A 12663-nucleotide genomic window follows, 5' to 3' on the forward strand; every position below is an offset into this window, starting at 1 on the left:
TCTAAATATTAAACTATTTTTTGTTTTATTGATGATTGTTGTAAAACTTGGTCTACTGGCCCATCCATGACAATCTTGCCTTCATTCATGACAATAATTCGGTCGACCAACTCCAAAACAGCACGTCGATGTGTCGCAACAACTAAAGTTCGATAACCTAACCACGTTCTTAAATGATCAATCAACTGTTTCTCAGCCACATCATCAATCGAAGCGGTAGGCTCATCTAACAACAAGATGTTCGGTTGACGAATCAATAACCGTGCTAACAATAAAGCTTGTCGTTGCCCGCCAGAAAAACCAACGCCTCCTTCTAAAACTAAATGATCCAAACCTTCTTTCTTCTCATGAACAAAGCTGAGTGCCCCAGTGACTTTTAAGGCTTTCAAGATATCTTCATCACGCGCTAAAGGTGCGCCAAGAGTCAAGTTTTCACGAATGGTGCCATAAAATAAATGCGAATTTTGATTGAGCAATCCCATATCACGACGGACATCAGCAGGATCAATCAAACTAATATCTAGATCATCTAAATGCACCGAACCTGCATTCGGAAACTGCATCGCAGACAAAATTTGTAGAAGTGTTGATTTACCAGCACCATTTCGTCCCAAGATCGCAATACGCTCACCTGCACGAATTTTAAGGTGAGGAATCGCAAGGCTTGGTCGTGGATCATCTTCCGTATATTGAAATGCAACGTTTTTCAGTTCGTAGTCACCATGTAGTACTTCTTTATGGACAAGATGTGCTTGATCGGCCTGATCAACAGGTTTCTTCATCAATTCATCAAGGCCTTTTTTCGCTACTTTTGCCTGTTGTAAACGACCTAAAATACCTGTGATTTGTGAAATCGGCGCCAACATACGAGAAGATAAAATCGAACAAGCAACCAATGCACCCGTCGTCATATCACCTTTCATCACCGCAAAACAGCCGACTAAAATTACGGCAGCATAAGTTAAACCTTGAATTTTTTGTGTCCAAGCCGTGAGGATGCCCACAATTTTCCGCTGCTGCATACTGATATCAGCCGACACCTCATTCATATGGTTCCATTGGTTTTGGAAACGAGACTCAGCGCGTAATAGCTTAATATCTTCAATCCCTTGTACAGCTTCGACCAAGATCGCATTACGAATCGAAGATTCACGCATCCCTTCTTGTGCCAACTGTGCCAATTTCTTTTGAGCCAAAATCGCAGGTAAGATCATTAAAGGAACCACCAACAGCATGACCCAGAATAAGTTGCCACCAATCACTGCAAAAATCACAAGGAATAAGAAGAAGAATGGTAGATCTGCAATTGCCCCCATCGTTGTTGAGGTCACCAACTCACGTACACCTTCTAATTCACGAATTTGTGAAATAAAGGTCCCTGTCGATTTAGAGCGTTCACTATTTTTAATTCTCAACGCATGACCAAAAACTCGATCTGAAATGCGTAAATCCGCACGTTTACCAATAATATCGGAAATGTAAACACGGGATAGTCTGAGTACAAACTCGAAAATGGCAGCAATCAGTACACCACCCGCCAGTACCCAAAGCGTAGGAATGGATTGCGATGGCACCACACGGTCATAGACTTGCATGGAAAAAATGATGGTTGCCAATGCCAAGATATTGGCAATCATGGATGCCAACATGATATCGATATAACGTTTCCAGTCTTGCAACACAATGGACCAGAACCAACTCTGCTCAAAAGGCTTGATATATTCGTCAACACGCGCATCAGGAACAGACTGTTCAGGACGAAGGACATACACATTCTTGATAATATGTTTTAACGCACCAACAGCAAATTTCTGTGATAGGCCTTGATCACCACTGAGCTGGATACTGACATGACCCGCTCCGTCAGCCTTATCAATGACACCCACCTGCCCATCAGCCAGTTCGACAAGAACAGGTAATCTCCAAGGGTTGATCACGTCATTGGTAAAAGCAACCTTTCTGAGGTTTAAGCCAATTTGTCGACTAATGAGCACCAGAACTTCATCCAAATTCTGGTTTTGGTTCCAGTCAAGTTGCAAACGAATCCGTTCCTCAGAGGGTTCAATTCGATAATGCTTGGCAATGGTTAAAATTGCTTGTAACCATGGCTGATAAGTTATTTTTGTAATCATGGCTGTACCTCAAATCCTTGAATTTTTATATTATTGAGGTCATAGGCTTGTCGAGAACGTCCTGTCGCAGCGATGTATTGTGCAATACTGCTGTAAATGTCGTAACGTGCTGTTTCTGCCTCTGAATTCGCACTATGAATCGCTTGTTCTGCATTGAGCAGATCGACCAGAGTTCGGGTTCCCAATTTATATTGTTCTTGATAAAGTTCTCGGGTTCGTATTGTTGTTGCTTGTTGTCCTGCCAACACCTGCATTTGGCGTTGCTTATTTTCAATTTGTTCTCGACTGGTTCTGATCTGATCCAGTACTTTTAAATAAACTGCATTCACCTGTGCTTTTGCTGCCTCTTCAGCAAAACTGGCAGCTCTTGTTTTTGAGGCTGTTGCTCCCCCTTGATAGAACTGACTGCTGGCCTCAAACATAATGGCACTATCAAAGCCACCCTCTTTATCATTGCCTGGATTTCGTCCATGCAATGCCTGACTCAGCTCACCTTTTAAAGCGAGTGTTGGATAATTACTCACCTGTGTCTGTAATTTTTGATTACGTGCAACTTCAATTCCAGCCTGTGCTGCAATCATTTGTGGAATGGTATTAAACTGCGGTGCCGCATATAAATCGGACTGTTTCACAAACTCATCTGAAATTGCCCATTGTGTATTACGGGCATCAAAACCTAACAAAGTATATAAATGCTGCTGGTATTGGCCCAATAAGGATTGCTGCGCGATCATCGCGGATTGTGCCGATTGCAAGTAGGATTGTGCTTGTATTGGATCAGCCTGACTGCTGATCCCTGCATTTGCTCGCAGGTTTGCCATTTCTTGAATACGTTTAATCCCCGCAATCTGTTGATTGGCAATTTGGATTAACTTTTGATAACGCTGAATATTAATAATGGTTTGTGCAGCATCTAAGGAAATGTCGTCAATTTTCACCAGTACATTGGCTTGCCCAACCAAAACTTTAGCTTTTTCGACATCAACCCCTGACTTAACTTTACCAAAGTCATAGATCATTTGAGTGGCACTTAGGGTGAGTAACTGCTGACCACGCGTACTTTTTTTACCCAAGTCACCTGTGCTTACTCCACCACCCACTTGTGGGTAGTAACCCGCTTTTGCAACATCAATATTGGCATTTTGCGAAGCCAATGCCGCAATCCCTTGAGAAATTTCAGGATTACGTTGTACTGCAATCTGCACCGCATCTTTCAATACTTTCCTTTGATTCTGCCAAAAAGCAGCAGGAACCATATCTTGCGGACGCCCAGAACCAACAACAGGCAAATCACTACCCAGAGAAGCATCTACAGAAAAATTACTCAATTTCTGCATTTGAGCCACTTTAAACTCATCACTACTTTTGGGGACAAAAAGCTTAGAAATATTGTTCTTTAAAGTGTGATACTGTTCACTCGGTGTTGTTGCATGTGTCATTGGTACAGATAGCGTTGCTACATAAAGTAACCACTTAAAATCCATACTTTTTTTCCATGATCCATTATTCACTTTTATATCGTTCTGCAAGTTCATATTTTTTTCGTATTGTTATCATTTCAGCATTTTCATTTTAAGCATTTTTTTATAAAAAACACTACGTTCGACACACAATTTCGTCGCTAGATATGTGTATATTTTTGTAAATCAGTTCACATTTTTATAGATTATGCCTAGATAATTAAATTTATAAAATATTTATCTATCAATAGATTATTTAAAAACTTTCATATTTCCATTTAGACAAGCCAAGCTTTTAAAAATTTCGGCATAAAAAAAGAACCTCGCGGTTCTTCTTTAAAAAGTGACAATCGGTTGATTTAAACGACGAAGTCATCACCTAAATACACTTTACGCACTTGCTCATTATCTAGAATTTCTTGTGGTGTGCCCTCTGCAATCACAGAACCCTCACTCACAATATAAGCTTTCTCACAAATCGCTAAAGTTTCACGCACGTTATGATCGGTAATCAGCACACCAATGCCACGATCTTTAAGCGTCTGGATAATATCTTTGATATCACCCACAGAGATAGGATCGACACCAGCAAAGGGCTCATCCAACAGCATGAACTTTGGATCAGCAGCCAAAGCGCGTGCAATTTCCGCACGACGACGTTCACCGCCTGACACGCTCATTCCCAATGAATCTTTAATATGATTGATTTTAAAGTCACTTAATAATTCATTCAGACGTTGTTGGCGCTGCTGTTTGTTCAAATCTTTACGGGTTTCTAAAATTGCCATAATGTTTTCAGCAATCGTCAACTTCCTAAAGATAGAAGCTTCTTGCGGCAAATAACCAATACCCTTACGCGCACGTTCATGCATCGCGAGATCAGACAAGTCAAGGTTATCTAAATGAATCTCGCCTTTGTCCATACGAACAAGACCGACCACCATATAGAAGCTCGTGGTTTTACCAGCACCATTTGGTCCAAGCAAACCCACAATCTGCCCACTTTGCATGGTAAAAGATACATCTTTTACCACCCAACGTTTACTGTAGTTTTTGGCTAAGTGCTTAATACAAAGCGTTTGTGGTTGCTGCACCGATTGTTCCATTAATCACGCGCCCCTGGAAAACTTTTTGAACTTGAAGGTGGAATAATAATTTGCACACGATTGCTTGAAGAACCTTGTGCTTCAACATCACCTTTGTTCATGCTGTATTTTAAACTATTACCACGAATACTTGAGCCATCCTGCAACAGGTAAGCCTTACCCGTCAAGGTAAGAATACCTGTATCAGCGTTATAGACGATAGTCTGTGCTTCGCCACGCGCTAAACCCTTATTCGCATCCATTTGCTGCTGAAACTTCGCAGGCTGACCTTTCGCGGTGATAATTTGAATCTCTTTTTTGCTATTTAAATTTGCCACAATCGAGTCAGCCTGAAGCTTCATCGTACCTTGCTCGATCACAACATTGCCGGTATAAGTGGTCACACCACTTTTATCGTTATATGTTGCACGATCAGCGACCAAAGAAAGCTGTTGATTACGGTCTGATGGCAATGCAAAGCTTGCCGCAGAAGAAAGTGCAACAACGGCAACACAAGTGACTTGTTTCAGGAAAGTAGAACGAGATTTAGAATTAAGAACTTGGCGCATACTTTCCTCGAATTTTATAAAATTCATATTGACCATTATTTAAATTAGCCTTGAGGCCTTGACTCACAAACTCAGCTGACGGTGATTGAACCGTGACTGGATGTTGCGTTTCAAGCTCTCTGGTTTTTGGGTAACCTGTGAGTTCATCAGTATGAAACTCCATTTTGTTTCCCTGATCGGACAACTTTGTCGCAACAACATCGCCAATTAGTATGACTTTACTATTGTCATCATAGCCATTGGCTTTTTTTGCATAAAACGTTGCGTCCGGTTTGCCCTGTTTGTACATCACTGCATTCAGTTGATCAAGCGTAGACGTTTTCAATTGCATATTTTGCTGCAACTGTTTGACTTCTGCTCGGATATACAAATTACCCTGCTCATCCGTTTGGGTTAAATGAACACCCTGTGCTGAATAAGTCATATTCTTTGCAGAATCAACATCCAGCTTTTTTGCTTTGCCACTGTAATAATAATAACCACCACTGACAGCAGCGACGGCAACAGCAACAACATATAAAATTTTGGTATCCATAAACAGGGTTACCTAACCTTTGAGCAAATCAACACTATATTAATGTGGTACCGCAAGATATTTTTCAAGCAGTTCTTGGTAAACACCTTTTGCCATCAACAACATATCGCATACTTCGCGAACCGCACCACGGCCACCCATTGCTTGGGTCACCAAGTTAGCACGACGGCGTACTTCCTCATGTCCATTTGGCACAGTCACTTTCATACCCGCGATAGCAAATGCAGATAAATCAGGCCAGTCATCGCCCATATAAATACACTCTTCAGGCAATAAACCCAATTGAGCACAAGCTTCACGCAATGCAACGCCTTTGTCCTCACGTCCTTGAAAGATCAGATCAACACCGAGATCAGACATACGTTTTTCAACAATCTGACTTTTGCGTCCTGTGATGATAATCACTTTCATACCGGCTTTTTGGACCAGTTTCATTCCCAAGCCATCACGGATATCAAATGATTTAAGCTCATCACCTGAATTGGTTAAAGTAACAAAGCCATCGCTTAAGATTCCATCCACATCAAGCACGAGTGCCTGTAAATGACGTGCTTGTTCTTGTAAAGCATAAGATGCCATGGCTTAATTTACTCCTGCCTGAATAAGGTCATGCATACTAATCACACCAATCACTTTATTGGTATCGTCAACAACGACAAATTGATTCACTTTTTTCTCATGCATTTTTTCCAATGCTTTGACCGCACGGGCTTCCTGAGAAATTGTTAAAGGGCTTTTGGTCATGACTTCAGAAACAGGTAGATTGACGTCAAAACCTTGTTGCTGATCAATCATGCGACGTAAATCACCGTCTGTGAAAATACCCAATAATGTGTCATTTTCATCAACAATGGTGGTTAAACCTAAGCGCTTATCAGAAATTTCATATAACACTTTGTTCATTGGTGTATCAGGTCGAACTTTAGGCAGTTCATCACCTGTATGCATCAAATGCTTTACATGCAAAAGCAAACGTTTGCCTAATGCTCCCGCTGGGTGCGAGCGTGCAAAATCATCCGCGGTAAATCCACGCGCTTCCAACAATGCAACAGCAAGGGCGTCACCCAAAACTAAAGTCGCAGTCGTACTTGAGGTGGGTGCCAAACCGAGAGGACACGCTTCATTTGCCTCGCCTAAGGTCAGGGCAACATCTGCATTTTGTGGCATCGGCCCTTTATCATCACGGCTGATGGTGATTAATGGCACTTCTAAATGTTTAATTAATGGCATCAACATCATGATTTCATCACTCTTACCCGAGTTAGAAATCGCAATCAGTACATCACCACGTACTAGCATTCCGAGGTCACCATGCCCAGCTTCACCAGGGTGCATAAAGAATGAGGGTGTGCCTGTTGATGCGAAAGTAGCCGCCATTTTACGGCCAATATGACCAGATTTGCCCATACCCGTAATCACAACACGCCCTTTGCATTGCAAAAGTATTTCACATGCAACATCAAAACGTTCATCAATTTGGGCAGCAAGGACTTCGATTGCTTGTTGTTCGACACGCAATGTTTCTAATGCGCTTTTCTGGAAATCTATGGCTTGTGACATATGAGTTTGACTCAAAATAATACTCTATCCACCTGATGGTAGATGATTTTAATCAAAAGAATGGTGGAGATTCTAGCATATTTGCACATCATACACGTTTCTAAATGTATAAGTTTTCATGAAAAATGGAGAGCGTTTCAGGGTCAATCGACCATCACGAATGTGTGTTAAATACAAAATTTGCGTCATTTTCATCCGTATAGGATTTACGGCTTAACCATGGACAGAAGGCTTACCTTTCTTAACACAAATAAATTTGCTCGGATTTAAAACAAGTTGTATATACATATACAGATTAGGTCATACATGAGTATACCAAAACCAAATCATGTATTTTCCATAACAATCAATGCTTCATGGATCAGGAGTAAAAGATGAGCTCATTGGATGAGAAAGAAAAGCACCAGTTTGTTGAAAACCGAAGTATTGACTTCATTCCAGAACATGAACGACATGGCAGTGTATTTGGTCAATTTACCCTATGGTTTGGCGCCAATTTACAAATAACCGCGATCGTTACTGGCGCTTTGGCCGTTGTGCTTGGCGGCGATGTGTTTTGGTCCATTATTGGATTGTTTATTGGACAATGTTTTGGCGCTATTGTGATGGCTTTACACGCGGCACAAGGTCCAAAGCTTGGCCTTCCACAAATGATTTCAAGCCGTGTGCAATTTGGGGTATATGGTGCTTGTATTCCAATTCTCTTGGTTTGCCTGATGTACATCGGGTTTACAGCCACAGGTGAAGTTTTGGCGGGAAAAGCCATCGCACAATTGATCAATGTCAGTAGCACAACAGGCATTTTAATTTACGCATCTTTTATTGTGATCTTTGCAACCATTGGTTATCGCTTAATCCACTGGGTCGGAAAAGTTGCCAGTGTGATTGGCATCATTGCATTTTTGATTATTTTGAGCCAAATTTTGACTCATTCAAATTTTTCAGCATTAATGGCAGTTCAAAAATTTAGCTGGCCATCATTTTTATTGGCAATTTCGCTTTCAGCCTCTTGGCAAATTTCATTCGGCCCTTATGTGGCTGATTATTCCAGATATCTACCATCAAATACCTCCTCCACTCGTGTCTTTCTGGCTGTTGGTTTAGGTTCACTCCTCAGTTCGCAAATCTCCATGACTTTAGGGGTATTTATTGCACAGATTTCACAAGGTGGCTTTGTCGGAAATGAAGTGCAATATGTGGTGGGTATGAATGCAGCTGCTCTGGTGATTACTTTTTTATATTTCAGCATTGCTTTTGGAAAAGTCACTCTATCGACGCTGAATGCTTATGGTTGCTTCATGTGTATTGCAACCATTTGGAATAGCTTCAAACCCAAATATCAAATTTCCAAACTCACGCGGTTATGTATCGTACTCAGTATGGTTGCTATTTCCACCATGATCGCCATCTTGGGTGAACATACCTTCTTAAATACCTTTAAAGCATTTATCCTGTTCTTGCTCACCTTCTTTATCCCATGGAGTGCAATCAATTTAGTCGATTACTATTTTATTTCTAAAGAAGAATGCGATGTGGCCGCATTATATGATCCGAACGGAAAGTATGGCCGCTGGAATAGTATTGGTATTGGCTGCTATGTGATGGGTGTTTTGTTACAACTCCCCTTTATTCACAGTAAGTTTTTTACGGGTACAATCGCCACAGCTTTAGGTGGTATAGATATATCTTGGCTGGTCGGTATTTTAGCAACAGCGGTGATTTATTATTACTTTGCCAAAAAGGCCCAGCTTCGAGCGACCAGTAAATTCAGTTTTGAATAAAGAAAAATATTGCGAACCAAAACCATCTTTTTTCTCCTGATAACTTTATGAAATATGGTGCATACGTTATGATGAATAACGATTTTTGTAGAGTGTTTGAAAACCCTTATGCAACCTTTTGTTCTATATAATTCTGAGCAACGTAAAAAAGTTGAATTTGTCCCACGCAAAGAAGGTCAAATCGATATGTATGTCTGTGGTATGACAGTCTATGACTACTGTCATATCGGACACGCTCGAGTTATGGTTGCATTTGATTACATCATTCGCTTCTTACGTAGCCAAGGCTGGAAAGTTCGCTATATCCGCAACATCACTGACATTGATGACAAAATTATTGCGCGTGCTAATGAAAATGGTGAAAGCATCCAGCAACTCACTGCACGTTTTATCGATGCCATGAATGAAGATGCAGCTAACTTAGGCTGTGCTGCACCAGATGAGGCACCAAAGGCAACTGAGTATATCGATCAGATGCAAAGCATGATCAATACATTAGTTGATAAAGGTGCTGCTTACCCTGCTGCCAATGGCGATGTCTATTTTGAAGTCACCAAATTCGATAAATACGGTCGTCTATCTGGCCGTAAATTGGATGACATGCAAGCGGGAGCTTCAGAACGCGTTGATGTTGAAGTTGAGAAGAAACACCCATTTGACTTTGTACTTTGGAAACATGCCAAGGAAAATGAACCCGCTTGGGCATCACCTTGGGGCAATGGCCGTCCAGGTTGGCATATTGAATGTTCTGCAATGTCGACTTGCTGCTTAGGCAATCACTTTGATATTCATGGGGGTGGTTCAGACTTGATGTTCCCGCACCATGAAAATGAAATCGCACAAAGTGAGGCTTCAACGGGTGAACAATATGTAAACTATTGGATGCATGTTGGTTTCATCAATGTCGATGGTGAAAAAATGTCTAAGTCTTTAGGCAACTTCTTTACCATTCGCGATGTAATGGAAAAATTCCATCCAGAAGTGATTCGCTACTTCATTGTGTCATCACATTATCGTAGTCCAGTAAACTTCTCTGATGTGGCCTTAAAAGAAGCTAAAACAGCGCTGAGCCGTTTCTATCATTCGTTTAAAGCCTATCAACAGGTTTATGGCCAAAAAACTGTTGATAGCTTAGAACAGAGCTTTGTTGAACGTTTTAACAATGCCATGTGTGATGACTTTAATACTGCTGAAGCCATGGCGGTACTTTTTGAGCTCAACAAAGAACTGAATCGTGCGGTTAAAGACGAACAAGCTGAGCAAGCTACTGTGCTTTATTCTACCCTACGCCACTTAACCAACATTCTTGGTTTAGTTCAACATGACGTTGATGAATTCCTCAAATCAGATATTGGTCAAGAAGCACTTACCCTTTCTGATGCTGAAATTGAAAATTTTATCCAACAGCGTGTTGATGCGAAAAAGGCCAAAGACTTTGCTCAAGCAGATGGCATTCGTCAGTCTTTATTAGATCAAGGTGTTGTTTTGGAAGATACGCGTCAAGGTACAATTTGGCGACGTGCTGATTAATTCAACACTTGGCATGATAAAGAGTTGACACTTGAATGAAACTCTCTATAATGCGTCCTATTGCGGGAATAGCTCAGTTGGTAGAGCATAACCTTGCCAAGGTTGGGGTCGGGAGTTCGAGTCTCCTTTCCCGCTCCAGATTCAAAAAAAGCTCTCATCGAAAGATGAGGGCTTTTTTCTTATATACATCCACCCTATCCAACCCCACCCAAAAATCAGACAAACTTTACACGGCCTATCTAATGTAATATTATAACATTACATCAGCAACAGAGACTTAAAAATGAAAGTATGTTCATCCCTTAAAAGCGCAAAGCGTCGTAGCCCTGATTGCCAGATTGTAAAACGTCGCGGCAAGCTATTTGTTATTTGCAAATCCAACCCTCGCTTCAAAGCAAGACAAGGTTAACTTGTCTTGCTTTACCAAAGATTAAACAACCCTTACATTCCCTTACTACCATTTCTCCTTTAAATTTCATAACTTAGATATTACTGTTTTCATGAGGTTATATCTAAGATGAAAAAATCACTAATCGCAATTTCTTTGGCATCTATTTTTTTAGTTGCATGTAATAAAGCAGAAACCCCAAAAACAGATGAGCAAACGCCTCCAGCCACTTCTGAAGTTGTAGATAGCGCACATACTGCAGAAAACTCATTAGACTGGAATGGTACATATACAGGTGTAGTTCCATGCGCAGATTGTGAAGGGATCAAAACCGAGCTTGAACTCAACCAAGATAAAACATTTGAGTTAAAAGAGACTTATCTGGGCAAAGGTGATGGCAAAGCATTTGAAAGCAAAGGTAGCTTTAACTTCGATAGCCAAAACACCTCAATTATTGAGCTAGACAAAGCTGGTGATGGCCGTAAATACTTTGTTGCCGAAGGCTACTTAAAAGCTTTAGATACTGAAGGCAAAGAGATCACAGGCGAATTAGCAGAGAAATACGAACTTAAAAAAGAAGCTGAATAATCAGTGGTGCCTTAAAAATCCATAAGTCAAAATGAGATTTTAGCAGGCAATAAAAAAACCCAGTCACAATGACTGGGTTTTTTTAGAAGATACGAATTACTTCGCAGCAGCTTGAGCAGCAGCAACTTCTTCTGCAAAGCTCATTTCAGCTTTCTTCTCAATACCTTCACCCACTTCAAAACGAGTGAATTGAGCAACAACAGTACCCGTTGCTTTCAATACGTCAGCAACTTTCTTGTCGTTGTCGATTACATACATTTGACGATCAAGAGCAACTTCGTTCAAGTATTTTTCAACTGAACCAGTTACCATTTTCTCAACGATGTTCGCTGGCTTACCAGATTCTAACGCTTTCGCTTCAGCAATTTCTTTCTCTTTAGCGATCAAGTCAGCTGGAACAGCTTCTGCATTTACAGCAACTGGGTTGAACGCAGCAACGTGCATTGCAATACCTTTACCAGTGTCTGCATCACCTGTGTAAGAAACAACAACACCGATTTTTAAACCGTGTTTGTAAACAGCCAAGTTTTCGCCTTCAACGATTTGAGCACGACGAACTTGAATGTTTTCACCGATTTTTTGAACAAGTGCAACACGCGCTTCTTCTACAGTTGCGCCGTCTTCAAGTTTAAGTTCAGCAATTTTTGCAGCATCAGTTTCGCCAGCAGCAAGTGCAGCAGCAGCAACTTTATCAGAGAAGTTTTTGAAGTTTTCGTCTTTAGCAACAAAGTCAGTTTGACAGTTAACTTCAACAAGAATTGCTTTGTTACCGTTTTGAATAATAGTGATCGCACCATCAGCAGCAATGTTACCTGCTTTTTTAGCAGCTTTTGCTTGACCTGATTTACGAAGGTTATCAATCGCAAGTTCGATGTCACCGCCTGCTTCTGTTAATGCTTTTTTGCATTCCATCATTGCAAGACCAGTACGGTCACGTAATTCTTTTACCATGCTCGCAGTAACTGCAGTCATGTTGATCTCCTAAAATCGGTAGAAAATAAATCTGTTCAACAAAAACGGCCCAAAGAAACTCTG

At 40.9% G+C, this 12663-nt stretch carries 12 protein-coding genes and 1 tRNA gene; 5 read left to right on the forward strand and 8 right to left on the reverse strand.

Translation table 11 applies throughout. The features are described 5' to 3' along the window. Positions 1-8: 8 nt before the first annotated feature. The 7 genes from F887_RS05570 to F887_RS05540 form a co-directional block, all read right to left on the reverse strand. Positions 9-2132, reverse strand: coding sequence for a type I secretion system permease/ATPase (locus tag F887_RS05570; RefSeq protein WP_005295671.1), 2124 nt, complete (start codon positions 2130-2132; stop codon positions 9-11). Continuing rightward, positions 2129-3616, reverse strand: a complete 1488-nt coding sequence (locus tag F887_RS05565) for a TolC family protein (RefSeq protein ID WP_005295672.1) — start codon at positions 3614-3616, stop codon at positions 2129-2131. Before F887_RS05565 ends, F887_RS05570 begins: the two co-directional genes overlap by 4 nt. Positions 3617-3951: 335 nt before the next feature. After that, on the reverse strand, positions 3952-4698 hold the full coding sequence (gene lptB, locus F887_RS05560) for an LPS export ABC transporter ATP-binding protein (protein WP_004652734.1): 747 nt from the start codon (positions 4696-4698) through the stop codon (positions 3952-3954). Continuing rightward, positions 4698-5246 carry a lipopolysaccharide transport periplasmic protein LptA gene (lptA, locus tag F887_RS05555; protein ID WP_005145580.1) on the reverse strand — a complete coding sequence of 183 codons (549 nt, stop codon included), beginning with the start codon at positions 5244-5246 and terminating at the stop codon, positions 4698-4700. Before lptA ends, lptB begins: the two co-directional genes overlap by 1 nt. Then, entirely contained in the window at positions 5230-5781 is a 552-nt protein-coding gene (lptC, locus tag F887_RS05550) for an LPS export ABC transporter periplasmic protein LptC (RefSeq protein WP_005295674.1), read from the reverse strand. The genes lptA and lptC overlap by 17 nt, the downstream gene beginning before the upstream one ends. Before the next feature lie 39 nt (positions 5782-5820). Continuing rightward, the gene (locus F887_RS05545; RefSeq protein WP_005295676.1) at positions 5821-6360 is read right to left on the reverse strand and encodes a KdsC family phosphatase; all 540 of its coding nucleotides are present in this window, start codon (positions 6358-6360) and stop codon (positions 5821-5823) included. A gap of 3 nt (positions 6361-6363) precedes the next feature. Further along, the gene (locus F887_RS05540) at positions 6364-7341 is read right to left on the reverse strand and encodes a KpsF/GutQ family sugar-phosphate isomerase (RefSeq protein WP_005295678.1); all 978 of its coding nucleotides are present in this window, start codon (positions 7339-7341) and stop codon (positions 6364-6366) included. A 374-nt stretch (positions 7342-7715) separates the two neighbouring features. On the opposite strand from F887_RS05540, the gene F887_RS05535 reads away from it, so the two are divergent. The 5 genes from F887_RS05535 (at position 7716) to F887_RS05520 (ending at position 11628) form a co-directional block, all read left to right on the forward strand. Then, entirely contained in the window at positions 7716-9122 is a 1407-nt protein-coding gene (locus F887_RS05535; RefSeq protein ID WP_005295681.1) for a purine-cytosine permease family protein, read from the forward strand. 108 nt (positions 9123-9230) lie between these two features. Continuing rightward, positions 9231-10652: a cysteine--tRNA ligase gene (gene cysS / locus F887_RS05530; protein ID WP_005295683.1), complete on the forward strand. Its 1422-nt coding sequence runs from the start codon at positions 9231-9233 to the stop codon at positions 10650-10652. A 62-nt stretch (positions 10653-10714) separates the two neighbouring features. Further along, positions 10715-10790 (forward strand) — tRNA-Gly (locus tag F887_RS05525). A 145-nt stretch (positions 10791-10935) separates the two neighbouring features. Continuing rightward, the gene (gene ykgO / locus F887_RS18345) at positions 10936-11061 is read left to right on the forward strand and encodes a type B 50S ribosomal protein L36 (RefSeq protein ID WP_081401646.1); all 126 of its coding nucleotides are present in this window, start codon (positions 10936-10938) and stop codon (positions 11059-11061) included. A 108-nt stretch (positions 11062-11169) separates the two neighbouring features. Continuing rightward, positions 11170-11628 (forward strand): copper resistance protein NlpE, encoded by a 459-nt coding sequence (locus tag F887_RS05520; protein ID WP_005295686.1) that lies wholly within the window; start codon positions 11170-11172, stop codon positions 11626-11628. A gap of 96 nt (positions 11629-11724) precedes the next feature. Here F887_RS05520 and tsf read toward each other — a convergent pair whose 3' ends face one another. Beyond that, entirely contained in the window at positions 11725-12600 is an 876-nt protein-coding gene (gene tsf / locus F887_RS05515) for a translation elongation factor Ts (protein ID WP_005145469.1), read from the reverse strand. Positions 12601-12663: the final 63 nt, after the last annotated feature.

Origin of the sequence: Acinetobacter sp. NIPH 2100 (assembly GCF_000369805.1) — a bacterium.
GTDB lineage: Bacteria > Pseudomonadota > Gammaproteobacteria > Pseudomonadales > Moraxellaceae > Acinetobacter.